This window comes from Paraburkholderia sp. BCC1884 (assembly GCF_900996225.1).
GTDB lineage: Bacteria > Pseudomonadota > Gammaproteobacteria > Burkholderiales > Burkholderiaceae > Paraburkholderia.
The window spans coordinates 1,737,039-1,757,059 of the sequence record NZ_CAAJGL010000068.1 but is presented as its reverse complement, the minus strand read 5'-3'; the positions used below and the strand labels follow the sequence as shown (position 1 = coordinate 1,757,059).

Annotated in this window: 18 protein-coding genes; 9 read left to right on the top strand and 9 right to left on the bottom strand. The window is 64.2% G+C overall.

The genetic code is table 11. The features are described from left to right. The first annotated feature begins 87 nt into the window (after positions 1–87). Positions 88–213: a hypothetical protein gene (locus FQ705_RS34535; protein ID WP_260854496.1), complete on the top strand. Its 126-nt coding sequence runs from the start codon at positions 88–90 to the stop codon at positions 211–213. Positions 214–306: 93 nt separating this feature from the next. Beyond that, positions 307–849 (top strand): ankyrin repeat domain-containing protein, encoded by a 543-nt coding sequence (locus FQ705_RS14595; RefSeq protein ID WP_144142080.1) that lies wholly within the window; start codon positions 307–309, stop codon positions 847–849. 87 nt (positions 850–936) lie between these two features. Here the strand turns inward: FQ705_RS14595 and FQ705_RS14590 are convergent, their stop codons facing one another. The 5 genes from FQ705_RS14590 to FQ705_RS14570 all read right to left on the bottom strand — a co-directional run bounded on the left by FQ705_RS14590 (position 937) and on the right by FQ705_RS14570 (position 5,284). After that, positions 937–1,641 carry an HAD family hydrolase gene (locus tag FQ705_RS14590; protein ID WP_144142078.1) on the bottom strand — a complete coding sequence of 235 codons (705 nt, stop codon included), beginning with the start codon at positions 1,639–1,641 and terminating at the stop codon, positions 937–939. 16 nt (positions 1,642–1,657) lie between these two features. After that, positions 1,658–2,776, bottom strand: coding sequence for a phosphogluconate dehydrogenase (NAD(+)-dependent, decarboxylating) (gnd, locus tag FQ705_RS14585; protein WP_144142076.1), 1,119 nt, complete (start codon positions 2,774–2,776; stop codon positions 1,658–1,660). A gap of 126 nt (positions 2,777–2,902) precedes the next feature. Next, on the bottom strand, positions 2,903–4,225 hold the full coding sequence (locus tag FQ705_RS14580; RefSeq protein WP_144142074.1) for a sugar efflux transporter: 1,323 nt from the start codon (positions 4,223–4,225) through the stop codon (positions 2,903–2,905). Positions 4,226–4,428: 203 nt separating this feature from the next. Beyond that, positions 4,429–4,938: a hypothetical protein gene (locus tag FQ705_RS14575; protein ID WP_409934707.1), complete on the bottom strand. Its 510-nt coding sequence runs from the start codon at positions 4,936–4,938 to the stop codon at positions 4,429–4,431. A gap of 94 nt (positions 4,939–5,032) precedes the next feature. After that, positions 5,033–5,284 carry a DUF2628 domain-containing protein gene (locus tag FQ705_RS14570; RefSeq protein WP_260854495.1) on the bottom strand — a complete coding sequence of 84 codons (252 nt, stop codon included), beginning with the start codon at positions 5,282–5,284 and terminating at the stop codon, positions 5,033–5,035. Between the two features lie 260 nt (positions 5,285–5,544). Here FQ705_RS14570 and FQ705_RS14565 point away from each other — a divergent pair, with 260 nt between their 5' ends. Beyond that, positions 5,545–5,874, top strand: coding sequence for a thioredoxin family protein (locus FQ705_RS14565; protein WP_144142071.1), 330 nt, complete (start codon positions 5,545–5,547; stop codon positions 5,872–5,874). 28 nt (positions 5,875–5,902) lie between these two features. Continuing rightward, entirely contained in the window at positions 5,903–6,322 is a 420-nt protein-coding gene (locus tag FQ705_RS14560) for a secondary thiamine-phosphate synthase enzyme YjbQ (protein WP_144142069.1), read from the top strand. Positions 6,323–6,338: 16 nt separating this feature from the next. On the opposite strand, the gene FQ705_RS14555 is transcribed toward FQ705_RS14560, so the two are convergent. From FQ705_RS14555 to FQ705_RS14540, 4 genes are all read right to left on the bottom strand, one after another. Further along, on the bottom strand, positions 6,339–7,361 hold the full coding sequence (locus FQ705_RS14555) for an alpha/beta hydrolase (RefSeq protein WP_144142067.1): 1,023 nt from the start codon (positions 7,359–7,361) through the stop codon (positions 6,339–6,341). A gap of 151 nt (positions 7,362–7,512) precedes the next feature. Then, complete coding sequence (locus FQ705_RS14550) at positions 7,513–11,751, bottom strand: CheR family methyltransferase (protein ID WP_260854493.1); 4,239 nt, start codon at positions 11,749–11,751, stop codon at positions 7,513–7,515. Positions 11,752–11,951: 200 nt separating this feature from the next. Then, positions 11,952–12,236 carry a hypothetical protein gene (locus tag FQ705_RS14545; protein ID WP_144142065.1) on the bottom strand — a complete coding sequence of 95 codons (285 nt, stop codon included), beginning with the start codon at positions 12,234–12,236 and terminating at the stop codon, positions 11,952–11,954. Between the two features lie 125 nt (positions 12,237–12,361). Then, entirely contained in the window at positions 12,362–14,530 is a 2,169-nt protein-coding gene (locus FQ705_RS14540; RefSeq protein ID WP_144142063.1) for a hybrid sensor histidine kinase/response regulator, read from the bottom strand. A gap of 279 nt (positions 14,531–14,809) precedes the next feature. On the opposite strand from FQ705_RS14540, the gene FQ705_RS14535 reads away from it, so the two are divergent. The 5 genes from FQ705_RS14535 to FQ705_RS14515 all read left to right on the top strand — a co-directional run bounded on the left by FQ705_RS14535 (position 14,810) and on the right by FQ705_RS14515 (position 20,020). Next, a complete protein-coding gene (locus FQ705_RS14535) occupies positions 14,810–16,360 on the top strand; it encodes an FAD-dependent oxidoreductase (RefSeq protein ID WP_144142061.1) in 1,551 nt (516 codons plus the stop codon). A gap of 57 nt (positions 16,361–16,417) precedes the next feature. Further along, positions 16,418–16,600, top strand: a complete 183-nt coding sequence (locus tag FQ705_RS14530) for a hypothetical protein (RefSeq protein WP_144142059.1) — start codon at positions 16,418–16,420, stop codon at positions 16,598–16,600. 125 nt (positions 16,601–16,725) lie between these two features. Continuing rightward, positions 16,726–17,964, top strand: a complete 1,239-nt coding sequence (locus FQ705_RS14525; protein WP_144142057.1) for an HlyD family secretion protein — start codon at positions 16,726–16,728, stop codon at positions 17,962–17,964. A gap of 99 nt (positions 17,965–18,063) precedes the next feature. Continuing rightward, the gene (locus FQ705_RS14520; protein ID WP_260854491.1) at positions 18,064–18,357 is read left to right on the top strand and encodes a DUF4148 domain-containing protein; all 294 of its coding nucleotides are present in this window, start codon (positions 18,064–18,066) and stop codon (positions 18,355–18,357) included. Between the two features lie 73 nt (positions 18,358–18,430). Next, positions 18,431–20,020, top strand: a complete 1,590-nt coding sequence (locus FQ705_RS14515; RefSeq protein WP_144142053.1) for a DHA2 family efflux MFS transporter permease subunit — start codon at positions 18,431–18,433, stop codon at positions 20,018–20,020. Position 20,021 lies beyond the last annotated feature (1 nt).

Here is a 20,021-nt window from a genome sequence, read left to right as displayed (position 1 = left end):
ACGTTTAAGCTGTCGGTGCCGAATGCGCGACGGCGGACGCGCATTCAGCGCATTCCACCTTGCTCGCGCCTTACCTGAACGTTCACCATGCCGACTCCCAGTCCCTTTAAAGCGTCCTTGATTCTGGTTTTTTCGCTCGTGCTGCTGTGCGTGGGCGTTGCCGTGTTCGTCGGCCTGTTCGGCTTGCTGATCAAACTGTTTGGCAGCCTGTAGCGTGGCGCCGGCTGGGCGTCGACGGCGCAAAATGTGTATCCTGAACGATCTTCCCGGCGCCGCGTGGCGCGGGTTTATTGCAAGGAGATTTCATTGACGGACCACGCCCACCCTTCCCCGCCCTCGGGCTCGCCGATCGATCCCGAGTTGCTCGAACTGGCGCAGCAGGTTTTCGATCTCGCACGAGCCGGCGACGCCGCCATGCTGGCCGCGGTGATCGAGAAAGGCGTGCCGCCGAATCTGCGTAACGACAAAGGCGACAGTCTGGTGATGCTGGCCAGCTACCACGGTCACGCGGAGGCGGTTCGCACGTTGCTCGAGCGCGGCGCCGATCCGAACCTGCGCAACGACAACGGTCAGACGCCGATTGCCGGCGCCGCCTTCAAGGGCTTCGATGCGGTGATCGAGACGCTGCTCGCGCACGGCGCGGACGTGGAAGGCGCCTCGCCCGATGGGCGCACCGCATTGATGATCGCCGCGATGTTCAACCGCACGGCGATCATGGATCTGTTGATCGCGCATGGCGCGAACCCGCAGGCGCGCGACGCCGGCGGCGTGACGGCGGCGGATGCAGCCGGCAGGATGGGTGCGGGCGCCGCGCAGGCTAAACTGAAGGAACTGGGCGGGGGCGCCTGAACGAAGCACAAGGCTCGCGTGTCTGCGTCGGGCTTTTGAACTCGAGCGTTCAGGCGAGCGGGCGTGGCAACCCACCCCGCCCGCCCCTCAAGCCTGTTCGCTTTTACCCACCAGCCAATCCACGTCGATAGTCGCAAGTTCACCAATCCGCTCGGCCGTCACATCGGCGGGCGGATTGTTCGCGATCTCTTTGGGGTCGAACGCATAGTGCCCCTGACGCGGAAAGACCGTGGTCAGCTTGTCGCCCCACGCCTTTTTCATGGCCGTGAGAATGCGCAGTTTGTCGTCCACCATCACGTAGTGGCGTGCGGGATAGCACTCCATCACCTGATCGAGCATCAGTTCCTTGTGGATGTAAATCAGCACACGGCCCTCCACCTCGTCCCACAGGCCCGAACGCGCCAGCTTGCGCGGCTGGAACACCACGTCGCCATCGGAGAGGATCACCGTGGGCCCACGCATCGAAAGATGCCGCAGTGTGTCCAGCGCGCCAGGATACAACCGGTTGGCAAACGGATAGTCGATCAGGAACGACGACATCAACAACAACTTCGTGTCGCGCGGATGCTCCAGCCGATAGCGTTGCAGCGCGCCCAGGTAGTCGGCGTAACCCAGCTCCGTGCGCAGGTCCTCGAAAATTTGCCAGTATCGCGCGCTATTCTCCGCGCCGAACTCGCGCATCATATGCGCGCGCAAATCCGACAGCACGTGATCGTTGTCCAGCAAGGTGTTGTCGCAATCGAACAGAAAGACGACGTCGTGCGGCGGAGTATCGGGTTTGGTCGCTTGCATCGCGGCTCCTCTGGAATCAGCTTTTCTGTGCGCCGGGCGGCGTGGCGGCTTTCTCGACGTGGCCGCCGAAATCGTGCCGCATGGCCGACAACACCCGGTTGGCGAAATCGGCCTCGCCGCGCGAGCTGAAGCGCGCGAATAGCGCCGCGCTCAACACCGGCGTAGGCACCCCTTCGTCGATCGCGGCGGCCACCGTCCAGCGTCCCTCGCCGGAATCGGACACGCGTCCGGCGTAGTTCGCCAGATCGGCGTCGCCGGCGAGCGAGCCCGCGATCAGGTCGAGCAGCCACGAGCCGATCACACTGCCGCGCCGCCAGACTTCGCTGACGTCGGCGAGATTCAGATCGTATTGATACAACTCGGGACGGCGCAGCGGCGAGGTTTCCGCATCCACTTCACGCGCATGCTTGCCGGCGTCGGCGTGACGCAGAATGTTCAGGCCTTCGGCATACGCGGCCATCATGCCGTATTCGATGCCGTTGTGAACCATCTTGACGAAGTGCCCCGCGCCTTGCGGACCGCAATGCAGGAAGCCCTGGTCGGCCGTGCTGTCACTGGCCGCACGGCCTGGCGTGGCAGGCGCGGCCGCCGAACCCGGCGCGAGCGTCGAGAAAATCGGTTCGAGCCGCTTCACGACCTCGGCTTCGCCGCCGATCATCAGGCAATAGCCGCGCTCGCGGCCGGCCACGCCGCCGCTCGTGCCGACGTCCACATAATGAAGCTTGCGCGCGCCCAACTCGGTGCCGCGGCGAATGTCGTCGTGGTAATACGAGTTGCCGCCGTCGATCACGATGTCGCCCGGCTCGAGCAGGGGCACGAGTTTTTCGAGCGTCGCGTCGACCACGGCGGCGGGCACCATCAGCCACACCGCGCGCGGCTTCTCGAGTTTGGCCACCAGGTCTTCCAGTGACGACGCACCTGCCACGCCGTCCTGTTTCAGTTTCTCCACCGCTGCCGGCTGCACGTCGTAAGCGATACAGTGCTGACCGCCCTTGGTCAGTCTCCGCACCATGTCGGCGCCCATGCGTCCCAGTCCAATCATGCCTAGCTGCATATCTCGCTCCGGAAAGTGTCTCGTTGCGTGGCTCGATTTGATTCGTTGTACTGCGGCTGTGTGCTGCCGTGCCGCACGCATCGAAAGACGATACGCTTCTTTACAGAGGTTTTGCGCGGAAGAAGGTTCCTGCCCGGCGGTTTATGCGAGGCAATAGTTGTGGCGAAGGCGGCAGGCTTCGATTCGGCTGACTGTCTTCTTACGTTTCTACCGCCGACGCGTCTGAAAGTTCGCATACTGGGTACGCGCAAAGCGCTTGACCGCACGCCACATCAGCGGATAGCGATCGCCCGGCACGGCGAACAGGATCAGCGCGCACAAAGCCAGTAAGCCGCAAAACAGGAACGTGCCGCGATAGCTGAACGCCTGCACCAGCAAACCCGACAACACGCCCGACAGAATCGAGCCCACCCGCGCCGCATTGAAGAACAGCGCGGTGGCGCGCCCCGGCGACTGCGGCATGAGGTCCTGTACATAGGTCATGCCAAGGCAGGACGTGACCGCCACCACGAAGGCGTTGAGCATCTGCATCGGAATCAGGACATGGACCGTACCGGCCAGCGACATGCCGACGAAATACACGGCGTGCACCGCCGCGCAGGCCGCGAGCCAATTCGGTTTGTGCAGGCTCGACGACTTCGCGCCGAGCACCAGCATCATGGGAATTTCCATCAAGGCGCCCAGCCCCAGCATGACCGACACGTCCAGATGCGTGCCGTTCAATCCATGCACGATGTAGAGCGGCAACACGATCATGGTCGCGTTCGCGGCGAGACCAAGCAGGCAGAGCGCGGCCACGGCGCGGCCGATGTCGTTCGCCGACGCCACACCCGGCAGGCTCTCGTGCGCGTCTTCACCCGGCGCCGTGAGCGGTGGTACGGTAATCGACGCCGACGGCTCGGCGGCCGTGTCTTCCACCGTGTGATCGCCGAGATGGCCTTGCGGCTCCTGCATGCGCCAGACGATGGTCGCGCACGCCGCGAAACTGGCCGCGGCGAACAGGAACAGTCCGTAGAAGCTGGTGGCGGCGAGCACCAGTGCGCCCACCGATGGTCCGAACACCCACGCCGCCGACAGAACCGTGCGCAAAGTCGCGCTGGCGAACACCCGCTTGGCCGGGTCCGGCACCGGCAGCGCCGCGCGGCTGAAGGAGAACACCATCGAAATCGCCGAACCGCCCGCGCCGATGAAGACGATACCGACCACCAGCAACAGCCGGTAGTCACGCACCACGCATAGACAGAGATAGCCGAGCGCGGCCAGCACCAGTGCGACCAGCAGCAAAGGCCGATGCCGACCGCTGGCGTCGGCCCAGCGCCCGGCGAAGGTGCTGGCGAGCACGCCGCTCGCGGCGATCAGCGTCATGAAGATGCCGAGCCTGAGCGGCGTCATGCCGGCGCGCTCGACGCCGAACAAGGATAGATAAGGTGCAGTGAAGGACATCGCGACGCCGAGCATGAGCGTCGCGGCAGCGAGCGGCTTGAAGCCAGGAATGCGCAGCAGGTCGAAAAAGCGTGAGGTTTTCAACACGGGTGGCGGTGGGTCAGGGAAAGAAGCTGCGAAGCGCAATGCGAGGCATCGCGCAAACTCGGCAGCTTCGGCAACTTCATGGCCGGAACGACCGGGGCATTATCTGCCTGGCTTGCGATCACGTAAACCCGCGACCGCCTGTCCCAGATTGACGGATCGCCCGCGAGCGCGCGGATAGCCGCGCACTTCACGTGCAGACGCGCTTACTTGCCGTCCGTTGCGCGCATTTGCTGCGCTTGCGCCTTGTAGTCGTAGGTCGGATAAAACTCCGTGCGATAGCCGCCCCACGCAGTTGTCTCGATCGCCCGGTTGACTTCGCGCAGACGGCTGGCAGGCACACGCAGCGTCACCACCTGGCCGATGCCCATCATCACGTACCAGGAGACGACTTCGATGCCGGGCGGCGGAAACGTTTTGAAGAATCCTTGTGCGCGCAACTGGTCGTTGATTTTCGGTAGCGGTCTGGATTCGTCGTGGCGCAGGAAGATGGTGAGCAGGAAGGTGTCGTCGGGCGTGGCCGGCGTCGCGGCGGCGGCTGGCGGCGTGCTTTGCGGCGGCACGAGAGTCGGCACGACGGCCGGCGAAACGGCCGGCTCGGCGCTGTAAGCGAGTGGCGCGGCGCCGAGCAACGCGGCCCAGACCGCGCAATGCCACCCGCGGCGCAGCATGCTGGAAGACAAGAGCGGACGACCGACAGCGCAAGCAGTAAGCATGAGACCTCTCCATGGCGAATGGGGCAACGTTGGCGACGCAAACAGCGGGCTCTCCACACATTCCGCTCGCGCGGCGACCGGCACACTGCGCGCATTACACCACGGTATAGCCGCGCTGTTCGAGGGTCCAACGATGCCATTGATTGCCATACACGCCACAACCAAGACCGAACAGCACCGACAGCACGAGGCCAATCAGACCCGCCGTATCACCCCACAGATCCATGAGAAACAGTATCGTGCTGACCGCCAGCATGACGAAGGCGGCAAACCACATCTTCTTCGACAGCGCCCAGGCGAAGCCCAGCAAAAATGCGCCCCAACTGAAACCGATGGCAACCGCCACGGCTTCTCCTTTCCCCGGGGACTGCAGATAAATCCGTTCTCGCATTTGCTTTCCTGATCGCAGTTGCCGATGACTGGTGACCGATAGTCGATAGTCGATAGCTCGCCGTCCGCTGACGGCGCACACGATGTTTAACACGCCGCGCAGGCAAACATGCCGGTTCCGATGAAATAGACGCTCGCTGACGATACCCGCCTTAACTGCTACTCTTATCGGGTTCGCATCGATTCGCGTACCAGACAAACAACCGTGGAGCCCGCATGGCAACCCAGACAGCCTATTCCCCGCAAGCGCCGTCCCGAGCCGAACTCGACGTGCTGCCCGGCGCGACTGTCGTCGAGTTCGGTACGGACTGGTGCGGCTATTGCCAGGGCGCGCAAGCGTCGATTGCACAGGCCTTCGGGCCGCATGCGGAGATCCGGCATCTGAAAATCGAAGACGGTCCTGGCCGGCCGCTCGGCCGCTCGTTCAAAGTCAAGCTCTGGCCCACGCTGATTTTCATGCGCGAGGGCGTCGAAGTGGCGCGCATCGTTCGCCCCACCAGCGCGGCGCAGATCGCGGAAGGCTTCACGTCTTTGACCTCCCGCTAACGAGCCGGGTGCACCACACGGCCCCATCATGCGACAAGCCATCCATCATCTCAGCATCAAAGCCCGCAGCCGAGGCCTCGTCGAATTCACCGACGAAGCACGCCGCTTCGTCGCCGGGCAAGGTATCGATCTCGGTCTGCTGACGCTATTTTGCCGCCACACGTCCGCCTCGTTACTGATCCAGGAAAATGCCGACTCCTCCGTGCAGCGCGATCTGGAACGCTACTTCGCGAGCCTCGCACCCGAAGACGCCGAACGCTACGAGCACGACGCCGAAGGCCCCGACGACATGCCCGCTCATCTACGCACGGCGCTCACCCAGGTGCAACTGTCGGTACCGGTCGAACACGGCCGCATGGTGCTCGGCACCTGGCAAGGCCTTTATCTGTTCGAACATCGCCGTCACACGCAGCAGCGCGACATCGTGCTGCATCTGATCGGCGAATGACGACACGGCTTCAGGATCAAAGCGGCACCGCTCCGAACGCCTGACGCTGCGCCAACGAGACGAACGCCTGCGCGTCGCGCGCCGCCTCCACCACCGCCGCCATGCCGAAAAATTCGTGCGTCGCGCCGCGATAGTTGCGGTGCTCGACCCGCACGCCGGACGAATGCAACTTCTCGGCAAGCTTTTCGCCCTCGGAGCGTAGCGGATCGATCCCGGCAGTCACCACGACCGTCGGCGGCAGGCGCGACAGATTCACGCTCAACACATCGATCAAGGGACTCGACAGGTCGGCCTTTGCGTCGATCACGTTCTGAATGAACCACAGCATCATCGGCTTGTTCAGCGGCTTGGCGTTGCGATTTTCTTCGTACGAGACCGACACGATATTGTTGCTCGCCACCGGGTAGATCAGTGCCTGGTGAATCGGCATCGGCAAGCCCGCGTCGCGTGCGTGGATCGATACGTTGAGCGCCAGATTGCCGCCGGCGCTTTCACCCATCACGGCGATTTTTTCCGGATCGCCGCCGAGGCTGACCGCGTGATCGATCAGCCAGCGCCACGCGGCGAAGGCGTCTTCATGCGCGGCCGGCAACCTGTGTTCCGGCGCCTGCCGGTAGTGCACGGACACCACGACGGCGCGGCTCTGCGCCGCCATCGCACGCGGCGTGGCATCGTATGTGTCGAGGTCGGCGATCACCCAGCCGCCGCCGTGAAAGTACAGGATCAGCGGAAACGGCCCCTCGCCCTGCGGTGTGTAGACGCGCGCCGGAAGGCTGCCCGTCGCGCCCGCGATCGTGATGTCTTCGGCGCGCACAGCTTCGAGTTCGAGCGAAGGCCGCGCGCTGAAGGCGGGCTGATTCATCAGTGCCCTGACTGCGTCGGCGGGCGTGGGTTGCAACCTCGCCTCGGCCACCGTGCAGTCTTCGATCGGTTTCGGGTTCAGGCTTTTGAGTGCGTCGAGCACGGCCTTCATGTCGGAATCGGCATGACCGGTGGGGTCCATGCCGACCATGCCTTTGATAGTGTCGCCGAGTGTCATGGGAAACGCTCCTGATGGTGGAAGCACGGAACCATCAGCAGCGTTCATGGCGGCGCCCGACGACCGTGTATGCCGTCGGATTCAGCAAGCGCTATACCCATCGAAACGGCGCGCAGCAAACGCGCCGGTCGCAAAAAATCAGACTAAACCGTCAACGGTTGGTGGTGGTCGTGCGCGCAATCTTATCGAGCAGCGCCTGCAGGGAAACCGGCTTGCCGAGATGACCGTCGTAGCCCGCGCGTATCGCACGCGTGGCGTCCTGCGGCCGGCCGAAGCCGGTCAGCGCGAGCGCCGGCACCGCCGCCGTGGCGGGCAGCTTGCGCAGCGCCGCGATCAGTTCGTAGCCATCCATGCCCGGCATGCCGATGTCGGACAGGATCAGGTCGAACGGCTGTTGTGCGGCGACGGACAGCGCGTCCGCGCCATTGGTTTGCGGCCAGACCTGCGCACCTTCCATTTCGAGCAGGGTCTGAAACGCCTGGAGACTTTCCACCGCGTCATCCACCAGCAGAATCCGCATGCCTTTGAGCAGAGTGACGTCGCCCGGCGTTTCGCTGCTTTCGCTGCGCACGGCCGTGCTTTCGGCCGGCAACCAGACCCGGAAACGCGCTCCCTTGCCGACCCCTTGGGATTCCGCCTCCACACGCCCGCCATGCATCTCCGCGAGTTGCTTGACGAGCGCGAGCCCGATTCCCAGGCCACCGCTATGACGTCGATGCGAACCTTCGGCCTGGCTGAACATATCGAAGACGTTCGGCAAGAACACCGGTTCGATGCCGCGCCCCGTATCGCGCACTTCGATGCAGGCGTAGCGGTCTTCGCGCGAGAGCTTTAGCGTAATCCGGCCGCCCGGCGGGGTGAACTTGACCGCGTTGCTGAGCAGATTCCACAGAATCTGCTCGAAGCGCACGGCGTCGGCGTCGATAACCAGTGGCTCGGACACGCCCTCCAGGCTCACGCTGACCTGATGCGCAAGCGCATCGGCTTCCATCGAACCCGCTACCGACGCGACGATCGCCGCGATGTCCACCCGCCTGCGCTCCAGCGTCAGTTTGCCGGTGCGCACGCGCGACAGATCCAGCAGGTCGTCGATGATCTTGGCGAGGCTGATCACCGAGCGGCGAATCGCATCGGCCGCGTCGCGCACCACCGGCAGCCCCTGCGCGGACGGCGCGCGTTCGAGCATGTCCGCTTTCACGTGAATCAGGTTGAGCGGGTTCTTCAACTCGTGCGACAGCACGGCGAGAAACTCGTCTTTCAGACGGCTGGCCGCCTCCAGCTTCTGACGCACCGAACGCTCCAGCGAAATCTTACGCTGTTCGAGTTCCTCGGTGCCCTTGCGCTGCGTCAGATCGCGCACGATCTTCGCGAAACCGCTGAAACTCTCCGACGCCACGGGCGTAATCACGCCGCTGCAATAGAGTCGCGCGCCGCTCTTGTGCACATACCAGCGCTCGTCTTCGGCGCGGCCATCATGCTGCGCACGACGGCGCTCGATGGCGGGCTCGTTCGCTTCACGCTCCTCCGGCAGATAAATCCGGTCGAGCGGCTGGCCGGTCACCTCGCTCTCGCTGTAGCCGAAAATACGTTCCGCACCTTTGTTCCAGGTTACCACCCGACCGTCGATGTCCTGCACGATGATCGCAAAATCATTCGTGCTTTGCGCAGCCAGACGCAAGCTCTCCTCGCCGGCTCGCACCAGTTGTTCGGCACGCCGCAACGCCGACACATCGACGATGGTCAGCACCGCGCCGTCGATATGATCGTCGTTGGTGCGGTAGGGCGAGAGCCGCGTGAGGAACCAGCGGCCATCGGTGCCGCGAACCTCGCGTTCGATCAGTTGCAGCGATTCGAATACCGCCACCGTGTCTTCGCCGAGTTGCGGCCACTGGAGCCGATGCGTGATGTCGTGCAGCGGACGGCCCACATCGGACGGAATCACGTTGAAGAGTTCGGTCGCGGCCGGCGTATAGCGCTTGATGCGCATCTCCCGGTCGACGAATAGCGTCGCGATTCCGGTCGAGGCGATCAGGTTCTGCAGGTCGTCCTTGGCCTTGCCGGTTTCCTCGATCTTGGCCTGCAACTCGGCGTTGACGGTGAACAACTCCTCGTTCAACGACTGCAGTTCTTCCTTGCTGGTTTCGAGTTCTTCGGTGGCAGCACGCAACTCCTCGTTGATCGCCTGCAATTCTTCATTCGACGCTTTCAGCTCTTCCGTCGAGGCCTCCGACTGCTCGACCGTGGAGCGCAACTCCTGTTTGGTCCGATGCAGTTCGTCCTCGAGATGGACCAGCAGGGAATCTTGCGCGACGGGGGTGCCCGGCTGGCCACGCGTCGACGCGGCGCTATGCGCATCGACCTCCTCGAAAAGCACCAGCGCGAACTCGGGTGCGTCTTCAGTGCGCCGGTAAGGACGCACGACGATCCGCACGCTCGCTTCGGCCGTGAACTCGATGGGCGCCGTGGCGGCTTCCGCACCGTTGCGCAACGCCTGGAAAAGGGTGGCGCGCAGCTGCAGACGCAAGGCCGGATGTACCAGCATGATCAGGTTGTACGACGGCTCGCCGCGCACGAAGCGCAGATAACGTCCGGCGTGCTCCGACATGTGCAGGATGTTGGCATCCGTATCGACCACCACGCTCGGCGGCGCGTACAACTCCAGAATCCGGTGATGCAGGGCCGAGAACGGCAGCGTCTGTGGCAACGCCGGTGCGACGCCGACGTTTGCGACCGTCATCACGTTGCCGTGCTGGACCGCGGGCAGGCTGATCGGCGGCCTCACGGTGCTCGCCACCACGTTCGCGCGATAGATGCGATGCTTCTTGTCGACCGCCGTGAACAGATCGCCGGCCGCCTCCGCCGATTCGGAGCTGCCAAGCAACAGGTAACCGCCAGGCTGCAGCGCAAAGTGGAACATCTGCAGCACCTGGGTCTGGACGCTGCGGTCCAGATAGATCAGCAGATTGCGGCACGACACCAGATCGACGCGCGAAAACGGCGGATCGCGCAGCACGTTATGCACGGCGAACAACACCTTTTCGCGAATCGCCTTGGTGACGCGAAAGTGCGAGCGCTCCGACGTGAAGAACTGGCGTAGACGCTGACTGCCCACGTCCGCGGCAATCGACTCGGGATAAAGCCCGGCGCGCGCGAAAGCAATCGCGCGTTCGTCGATGTCGGTTGCGAACAGCTGCACCGGAATGCCTTCGTGGCGATCCGGGTGGTCGGCCAGCAGCATGGCGAGCGAATACGCTTCCTCACCGGTCGCGCAGCCGGCCACCCAGGCGCGCACCGGATCGTCCTCGGACTTTTTATGGAACAGCTTGGGCACGATCTCGCGCTCGACCACTTCGAAGGTCTCGCGATCGCGGAAGAAATTCGTCACGCCGATCAGCATATCCTTGAGCAGCGCCGGCGTTTCGTCGGGATGCGTGAGGACGTAGTCCTGATACGCCTGCAGGTCGGGAATGCCGTTGACCTGCAGACGCCGTTCGATGCGCCGCAAGATGGTGGCGCGCTTGTAATGGCGAAAATCGTGACCGGTACGCGCGCGCAAGGTGGCGAGCACGCCCAGCAGCGCCCGCTCGGCAACCGAAGCCGGGTCGGGACGCTTCACGGCGTGGGTGTCGGGTTCGTCGTCCGCGTCCGGCAGGCGGATCGAGCGCGCGTTGTCGGCCAGTTCGCGCAATTTGCGCGGCATGTCCGCGGCAGGCAGAGCGATATCGATCATGCCGGTGGCGAGCGCGTTCTGCGGCATTTCCGGGTATTCCGCATCCGACGGCGCCTGGGCGATCGTCACGCCGCCCTGCTCCTTGATCCGCCCAATGCCGGTCGCACCGTCCGCGCCGGTGCCCGAGAGCACGATCGCGATGGCTCGCTCGCGATGCGTGTCGGCGAGGCTGCGGAAGAACAGGTCGATGGCGATCGGCCGGCCGCGCGGCCGGTCCATTTCAGTGGGCGTCAAATGGCCGTCGTCGAGCGCCAGGTCGTTCGACGGCGAAATCACATAGACGTGGTTCTTTTCCACTTGCACCGGATGTTGCACCTGACTCACCGGCATGCGGGTGGCGTGCTGCAATACCTGATCGGCGCTGCTCGCATGATCGGGCGACAGATGCAGCACGACCACGAAGGCCATGCCCATATCGCTCGGCGCATTTTCAAAGAAACGCAGCAGCGCCTGCACGCCGCCCGCCGATGCACCGATGCCGACCACGGGGAAATCCAGTGCGCCGGCGCCGGACATGGCACGGCCGTCCGCCGTGCTGGCAGATTTCGCGGAGTTCGTTTGGGTGTCGGTCTGCGCGCCCGTTTGCGCGGTGGACTGGGTACCGGTCGAAGACGCGGCCTGAGACCCGGTTTGAGACGCCCCTGCTTCACTGCCAGCCATACCTATCCTTGTGCGCTGCGCTGCATCTTGGCCTGCCTGCTCGCACCTGTCGGGCTCAGAGGGCACGGCTCTATCAGCCAGCATTGTCGCGTGTGTTGCGCCGCATTGCAAAGGCCGGTATGACCTTGCCGGAAGTACGCGGGAGCGTCGGCTCACGGCGCTCCCGCGTACTTCCGGCAGATCGGGCAAAGCGTTCGGTCTCAGTGCCCCTTGGTGTCGCTGCTGGCGTCGGCGCCCGGCATGTTGGTGGAATCGGTCATGGGCTTCGTCGTCTTCTTCGTGTGATGCGTCTTCGACTTCGAGTGAGCCATGGCGCCCGAGGCCTGCATGTCGCCGCCCTCACGCGTTGCGCCGCCGTTGGTGCCGCCGTTCGGATCGTTGCCGGCCGGGCCGCCACCCCCGCCTCCACCGCCGCTGCCTTGGGCCATCGCCAGCGAAGACGCCGCCAGCAGGGTCGAAATGAGCAAAGCGTTCCTGATCTTCATGGCCGTTCTCCTGTCCGAAAGAAGCGGGCTGCGCGCCGGCTGCTCCAGCCGCGTACGCATGCCTCGTGATCTTTACAGCAAGGGGTGTGCCGCGAATCATGAAACGCTTCGAACATGCGCCTTTCTTACGGCTCGCACACTACCAGCGCGTGCAGTTCGTCGATATTGAACGGCTTGGCGAGGATCGCGACGCCGAGGCGCCGGGCGCGTTCGAGCTCGTCGGCGTAGCCCGTCATGAGAGCGATCTTCTGCGACGGCCACGCGCTGCGAACCTTTTCCGCCAGATCGATGCCGTTGAGCTTGCCCGGCATCTGGATGTCGGACAGCACGAGCTCGAAGCGTGCGCCGCTCGTCAGCACGTCGAGCGCCTGATCGGCGGTCGGCTCGTGCCGCACCTCGCAGCCGAAAGTCTCCAGCACGGCGGCGACACCCGCCGCCACGTCCTCGTTGTCCTCCACCAGCAGGACCACGCCCGCCGTTGCGGGCACCGGCTGCTGCACCGTTTCGCTGCCGGCCGGCGAGGTCTTCTGACGCTCGCGATAGCGCGGCAGGTAGAGCCGCACCGTCGTGCCGCTGCCCGGCACGCTTTCGATTTTCGCGGTGCCGCCGGCCTGCTCGCACATCGACAGCACCTGGGCGAGACCGAGGCCGGTGCCCGAGCCGCGCAGCTTGGTGGTGAAAAGCGGCTCGAAGGCGCGACGTGCGACGGCCTCGGGCATGCCTTCTCCGTCGTCGGAACAGGCGATCAGTACATACTCGCCGTCCGGCAAAAGCGTGTCGCTGCTCACCAGCCGGTTGTTCTGGCAGCGGATCACGAAGCGGCCGCCGCGCGGCATGGCATCGCGCGCGTTGACCGCCAGGTTCATGATCGCGAATTCGAGGTCGGTCGGATCGGCCAGTACCTGCCAGAGGTTGTCCACCAGATTCAGCGCGAGTTCGACCTGGTCGCCCAGCGCCGCGTCGATCAGCGGGGCGGCGGCCGGCAGCCAGCGCGCCAGTTCGACGGGCTCCTGCTTGAGCGGCTGCTTGCGCGCCACGCTCAGCAGCCGCCGCGTCAGCGATTCGGCAGTGCCGGTGGCGCGTTCCACCGCGAGCACTTCCTTCTCGACGTCGTTGAAGCGCTTGAGCCGCGCGAGTTCAATGTTGGCCGAGACCACCATCAGCAGGTTGTTGAAGTCGTGCGCCACGTTGGCAACCAGATTGCCCAGCGCGCCCATGCGCTGCAACTGCCGGCTCGAGGCTTCGGCGGAAAGCCGCATCGCCACCTCGCCTTGCCAGCGCTCCCAGGCGCGGCGCTCGCCTTCCAGTTGCCGCAACGAATAGAACACCAGCAGCCAGATCGCGATGCAGGGCACCGCCGTGAGCGCCGCGATCATCAGAAAGTGCTGACGCCAGGCCGCGCCGATCGACGACGTTTCATACGCGCTCATGACGTAGAGCGGGTAGTCGCCGACGCGGCGAAACGCAAGCAGCCGCTCGACTCCGTCGACGGTCGAGTGCAGACGCACGTGGCCGGACACCTGACGGTCGCGTAAGGCCTCGGTGAAGGCGCTCTGCGGGCTCGGATGCCTGCCCGCCGGCCGCGCCGGATATCGCACCAGCAGATTGCCGTCCTGCCGGTAAAAGCCCAACGCGAGCGAGGGATCGCCGTTCGTCAGTTCACGATAGAAGCGCGAGAAATACTCGTTTCGCAGGGCCACCGACACCACGCCGAGAAACTGGCCGTCGGCGCCCGAGCGGCCGGTCGCGGTGGAGAACACATTCGTTTGCGAGAGCGGCCCGAAGATCGGCAGGGAGAAATACGGTTGCGGACGCATCGCGCGCGCCGACGTGAAATCGTCACGCTGACCGATCGACATGGCCGGGGCCGGATACGCGCGACTCGACACCAGCAGGTCGCCCTTCGCCCCCAGCAGATAGATCGACGACACCTGCGGGAAGTCGCCGCCAATGTCGCGCAGGCGTTCGTGCAACATCGCTTCGCGTGAACGGATTTGCGCGTCGTCCGCGTTGCCGAGCAGTTCGACGATGCGTGAGGCCATCTGCTGATTCAGGTCGAGCACCTTGACGGCCTGTTCCTCCGCCACGCGCGCGAGCCGGTCGATCATGTCGTTCGAATCGGCAATCCGGCGTTGGTAATCGAAATAGCCGTAGCCTGCGAGGCAGGCCAGCGGAAACAGGATCGACACTGCGAGCACGATCAGCAGCATGCGTCGCGTCGCGGCGAAGTTGCGCGACGGCATGGGGAAATCGACTGCGACTCGCTCCGCACGCTGCACGGTCACGATCTCCATGAAAAGGTAAGACGGTCAAAGGGGCGCAGCACGTCGTGCCGCCCGCGCTGTTCGCGCGCTATTTCCATTTTTACCGAATTTACCGCACTTCCGCCGTTCTCCATAGCCCGGCCGTACCTTCAAACAGCGCTTATGCGCCGCGGCGCGCCAGGCACATGGTTTGCTGCCGCAGGCTCATCAGCGATACCCCACGTCTCTGTCATGACGTGCTGCACTGCGTCGGTGGCCGCTTTCGGCGAGCCGCGCGCGACACCACGTCCCGCCCCTGAGGAACCGGCCATGCCCACGACTGCCCACTGCGCCGCCCAGCTATCGCGCTTGCGAGCGGACCGCGCCGAGCGCGTCGAGGTGGAGGGTCAGGCTATCCTGCTGATCCGCGACGGCGATGCGGTGCGCGCCTACGCAGCCGATTGCCCGCATGCCGGCGCGCCGCTCGAACAAGGCGCCATCTGCGATGGTCGGCTGATCTGTCCTTGGCACAAGGCTACGTTCGACGTCTCGACCGGCAACCTGCTCGAACCACCCGCGTTGTTCGCGCTCGATCGTTATCCCGTCGCCATCCAGGGCGACGACGTCATGGTGACGCCGGAAAAAGTCCCGCAGCCGGTGCGCAGCGCGAGCGGGCAAACACCGCATTTCGTCGTGATCGGCGCGGGTGCGGCGGGCGCGGCCGCTTGTGCGGCGTTGCGCGAAAGCGGCTTTGAAGGGCGCATCACGTTGCTTGGCCAGGAGCCGCACGCACCTTACGATCGGACTTCACTCAGCAAGTTCGTGCCGTCCGGCGAGATGGCGCCCGCCGATGTCCCGCCGCTTCTGCCGCCGGACTGGTTAGGGCAGCACGGCATCGAGCGGATCGTCGCCGATGTGGCGCGCCTCGACGTGCCCGCACGCACCCTCCATCTCTCGACGGGCGGCGAACTGCGCTACGACACCGCTCTACTCGCCACCGGCAGCACGCCGAAACTACCGCCGATTCCTGGCTGCGAGCTCGGCGGCGTGCATGTGCTACGCACGCTCGACGACGCCACCGCGCTCGTCGACGCACTCGGCGACGAGGCCCAGCAAACCAGCGTGGCGATTCTCGGCAGCAGTTTTATCGGCCTCGAAACGGCCTCCGCGCTGCGCAAGCGCGGCACGCCTGTCACCGTCGTCACACCCGACACATTGCCGTTCGCGAAGCTGTTCGGTGAGCGCGTCGCTGCAATGTTCCGTGCGCTGCACGAGCGCAATGGCGTGCGCTTTCACTTCGAGTCGAAGGTGGCCGCGCTCGAAGGCGAGGAAGGCAACGTGCATGCCGTGATGCTCGAAGGCGGCGATCACGTCGACGCCGATCTCGTGCTGCTGGGCACGGGCGTTGCGCCGGCTACCGGGTTTGTCGAGGGACTGCCGCTGCAGAAAGACGGCGGCGTGATCGTCAACGCCGGCATGCAGGCCGCACCGGGTCTTTATGCGGCCGGCGATGTCGCGGCCTTCTGTCTGCGTGAAAACGAACCGCCCTTACGTATCGAGCATTGGCGTGTGGCCCAGCAACAGGCGCGCATCGCCGCGCAAAACATGTGCGGCGCGCGGCACCGGTATGCCGGCGTGCCGTTTTTCTGGACGTATCACTACGGCATGAACTTCGAATATCTCGGGCACGCCAGCGAGTGGGACGAGATGGTGGTCGACGGCGACCTCGACAAGCAAAGCTTCGTCGCGCTTTACGTGAAGGACGGGCAGGTGGTCGCCGTGCTCGCCTGCCAGCGCGAAACGGATACGGCGCGTCTGATCGACGCAATGCGGCACGGTCTGTCGCGAGCGGTTGCGCTCGAACTGATCGGCCGCGTATGAATTGCGGCGCGCACCACTACGCGCGCGTGTAAAAAACACAACCGAAGGAGAACAACCATGACAGAACACAAGGAAAAACACCCGCACGCCGACAAGAGCGAAAAGCAGATCGACAAGCAGGTCGAGGACAGTTTCCCGGCAAGCGACCCGCCGTCCACCGGCGGCACCACCAGAATCGTGCCCGACAAGGACGCCGGGCCGCACGACAAGGCGTCGGCCGACAAGCCCGCTAAACGCTAGTTTCGCCGCTACCGCAGTCGCGCTTCTTTCACCGCATCAGGACCGCCCGCGCACACGCCTGCCGCCGGGCGGTTTGTCTTCACTGACGCATCCGCTACCCCTCTGGACGACGGGAACCTATCGCCATGTCAGACAAGACCGGCTCCGCTCAGGACGAGCAAGATCAGGACACACGCAAAGAAACTAAGGACGACAACACCGAGGACAACAACAACAACAACAACAACAACAACAACAACAACAAGGCTAACGGCGACAAAGGCAACGGCGAGAAGAAAGGCGACGATGACGGCAATGGAAATGATAAGGACGACGGCAAAAGCCGCAAGAAGCCCGGCAAGAAACCGCTGATCATCCTTGCCGTGGTGGTGATCGTACTGGGGATCGTCGCGTTTATCTGGTGGTTCGCGACCCGCAACGAAATCACCACGGACGACGCCTACACCGACGGCAACGCCATCACGATGGCGCCGAAAGTGTCCGGCTACGTGGTGCAGCTCGCGGTGAACGATAACGTGTACGTCCACAAGGGCGACCTGCTGGTCGTGATCGACAAGCGCGACTATCAGGCCCAGGTCGATCAGGCGCAGGCGCAGGTCGGACTTGCCAAGGCGCAGTTGAATGCGGCCTTCGTGCAACTCGATATCGCGCGGGTTCAGTATCCGGCGCAGTATCGCCAGGCGCAGGCGCAGACCTCGTCGGCCGAGGCCAACTTCCGCCAGGCGCAGGCTGCATACGTTCGCCAGCATGCCGTCGATCAGCGCGCCACTTCGCAACAGAACATCGATACCGCCGACGCCCAGCGGCAATCGGCCAACGCCAGCGTCGAACAGGCGCGCGCGCAGCAACAGACCGCGAGCCTCGTGCCGCAGCAGATCCGTCAGACCGAAGCAACCGTCGAGGAACGTCGCCAGCAGGTGCAGCAGGCCGAGGCGCAACTCGAACAGGCGCAGCTCAATCTCTCTTACTGCGAGGTGCGCTCGCCGTCGGATGGCTGGATCACCCGGCGCAACGTGCAACTCGGCACGTTCCTGCAAGCCGGCGTCTCGCTCTTTGCGATCGTCACGCCGCAAGTGTGGGTCACGGCGAATTTCAAGGAATCGCAACTCGAACGTATGCGGCCCGGCGACAAGGTGAAAGTCGAGGTGGACGCCTATCCGAAACTCGACCTGCACGGCCACGTCGATAGCGTGCAGTTGGGCAGCGGTTCACGCTTTTCGGCGTTCCCGGCAGAAAACGCTACCGGCAACTTCGTGAAGATCGTGCAACGCGTGCCGGTGAAAATCATCATCGACGACGGTCTGCCGCGCGATCAGCCGCTGGGGCTAGGGCTGTCCGTCACGCCGAAGGTGTATCTGAAATGAGTGCGCTCTCCACCACTTTCCGTTTTCGGCCATTCGCGCGTGCAAGGCACGCGCCATGCTGTGAATCTGGTCATGAAGGCAACGTACAGGGAGCCCCTCATGAAACCCCACCGCAACCAGTCGGCCCAACTCGTTTTCGCGCGGCTTGTCACCGCCTCGGTGCTCGCGCTCGCCGGCGCGCATCTGGTGCAGGCGCAGCAGCCCGCCGCCACGCAGGACAGCACCACCACGCGCGCCGCGAAGAAAGCGGAGTTGAAGAAGCTCGAACAGAACGGCTATCAGCCGACCGCCAACGACCCGCACTATCCGCAGGACATCCAGAACGCGGAGAAGAAAACCAACGGCACGGCCGCGCCGGGTGCGCCGAATGCCGTGGGGCAAAGCCCGAACTAAGCCCAGGCGACACTGCCAGGCCGTTTGACGGCCGCGTCGCGCCGCGCGACATCTTCCGCGGCGCGGGGCGGCGATGAGTACAGCCGACGCCGCCAACGGCAATCAATCGAACTGGAAACCGTCGGCCAATCCGTGGCTGATCGCGATCGTGGTGACGCTGGCCGCGTTCATGGAAGTGCTCGACACGACCATCGTCAACGTCGCGCTGCCGCATATCGCCGGCACCATGTCGGCGAGTTACGACGAAGCCACCTGGACGCTCACGTCCTATCTGGTGGCCAACGGCATCGTGCTGCCGATTTCCGGTTTTCTGGCACGGCTGATGGGCCGCAAGCGCTATTTCGTCGTGTGCATCATCGCGTTTACGATCTGCTCGTTTCTCTGCGGGATCGCGACCAACCTGTTGCAGCTGATCATCTTCCGCATCTTGCAAGGCTTCTTCGGCGGCGGCCTGCAACCGAACCAGCAATCGATCATTCTCGACACCTTTCCTCCGGAACAACGCGGCCGCGCGTTCTCGATTTCGGCGATCGCGATCGTCGTCGCGCCGGTGCTGGGTCCGACGCTCGGCGGCTGGATCACCGACAACTTCTCGTGGCGCTGGGTGTTTCTGCTCAACGTGCCGGTCGGCGTGTTGACCACGCTGGCCGTGATGCAACTGGTGGAGGACCCGCCCGGCAAGGAGAAAGGCACCAGCAAGGTATCGGTCGACTATATCGGCATTACGCTGATCGCAATCGGCCTCGGCTGCCTGCAGGTGATGCTCGATCGCGGCGAGGACGACGACTGGTTCTCCTCGGGCTTCATCTGCCTGTTCGCGGTATTGGCGGTGGCGGGCATCGTGGGTGCGACCTTCTGGCTGCTGTACACGAAGAAGCCCGTGGTCGATCTGCGCTGCCTGAAAGACCGCAATTTCGCGTTGGGTTGCCTGACGATCGGGGCATTCGCCATGATCCTGTATGGCAGTGCGGTGCTGGTGCCACAGCTCGCCCAGCAGCAACTCGGCTATACCGCGATGCTCGCGGGGCTCGTGCTATCGCCGGGCGCGGTGCTCATCGTGCTGGAAATTCCGATCATCAGCAAAATGATGCCTTATGTACAGACGCGCTTTCTGGTGGCCATCGGCTTTGCGTTACTGGCCTGCGCCCTCGCCTACTCGCATCTGCTGGTGCCGGATATCGACTATGCAACGCTCGTGAAGATGCGCAGCGCGCAATCGCTCGCGATCGGGTTCCTGTTCGTGCCGATCACCACCCTCGCCTATCTCACCGTGCCGCCGCGTTTGAACGACGACGCCTCCGCGCTCTTCACCATGTTCCGCAACGTGGCGGGGTCGATCGGCATTTCGCTGTCGACCGCGCTGATCCGCGAGCGCACCCAGGCTCGCATGGCTCATCTATCAGAACACATGTCCACGCTTTCGCAAAACTACAACGACGCCATCCAGCGCAGCGCGCAAACCATCGCGGAGATGACCGGCGTGCCGTTTGCCCAGGCCATGCAAACGGCAACCGGACGCATGTACACCGAGTTCATTTCGCAGTCGACCATCCTCGCCTACGTCGACGTCTTCGCGATTCTGGCCGTGTTTTGCGTGCTCTGCATTCCGATGACGCTGTTCTTTTCTCCGGCCAAGGCGGCCGGCGGCGCAGGAGGACATTGAC

Coding starts and splice junctions, on each gene's coding strand:
- FQ705_RS14515 (WP_144142053.1), top strand. CDS start 18,431: ATGAGTACAGCCGACGCCGCCAACGGCAATCAATCGAACTGGAAACCG.
- FQ705_RS14530 (WP_144142059.1), top strand. CDS start 16,418: ATGACAGAACACAAGGAAAAACACCCGCACGCCGACAAGAGCGAAAAG.
- FQ705_RS14590 (WP_144142078.1), bottom strand. CDS start 1,641: ATGCAAGCGACCAAACCCGATACTCCGCCGCACGACGTCGTCTTTCTG.
- FQ705_RS14575 (WP_409934707.1), bottom strand. CDS start 4,938: ATGCTTACTGCTTGCGCTGTCGGTCGTCCGCTCTTGTCTTCCAGCATG.
- FQ705_RS14550 (WP_260854493.1), bottom strand. CDS start 11,751: ATGGCTGGCAGTGAAGCAGGGGCGTCTCAAACCGGGTCTCAGGCCGCG.
- FQ705_RS14520 (WP_260854491.1), top strand. CDS start 18,064: ATGAAACCCCACCGCAACCAGTCGGCCCAACTCGTTTTCGCGCGGCTT.
- FQ705_RS14555 (WP_144142067.1), bottom strand. CDS start 7,361: ATGACACTCGGCGACACTATCAAAGGCATGGTCGGCATGGACCCCACC.
- FQ705_RS14565 (WP_144142071.1), top strand. CDS start 5,545: ATGGCAACCCAGACAGCCTATTCCCCGCAAGCGCCGTCCCGAGCCGAA.
- FQ705_RS14540 (WP_144142063.1), bottom strand. CDS start 14,530: ATGGAGATCGTGACCGTGCAGCGTGCGGAGCGAGTCGCAGTCGATTTC.
- FQ705_RS14560 (WP_144142069.1), top strand. CDS start 5,903: ATGCGACAAGCCATCCATCATCTCAGCATCAAAGCCCGCAGCCGAGGC.
- FQ705_RS14545 (WP_144142065.1), bottom strand. CDS start 12,236: ATGAAGATCAGGAACGCTTTGCTCATTTCGACCCTGCTGGCGGCGTCT.
- FQ705_RS14525 (WP_144142057.1), top strand. CDS start 16,726: ATGTCAGACAAGACCGGCTCCGCTCAGGACGAGCAAGATCAGGACACA.
- gnd (WP_144142076.1), bottom strand. CDS start 2,776: ATGCGTGCGGCACGGCAGCACACAGCCGCAGTACAACGAATCAAATCG.
- FQ705_RS14535 (WP_144142061.1), top strand. CDS start 14,810: ATGCCCACGACTGCCCACTGCGCCGCCCAGCTATCGCGCTTGCGAGCG.
- FQ705_RS34535 (WP_260854496.1), top strand. CDS start 88: ATGCCGACTCCCAGTCCCTTTAAAGCGTCCTTGATTCTGGTTTTTTCG.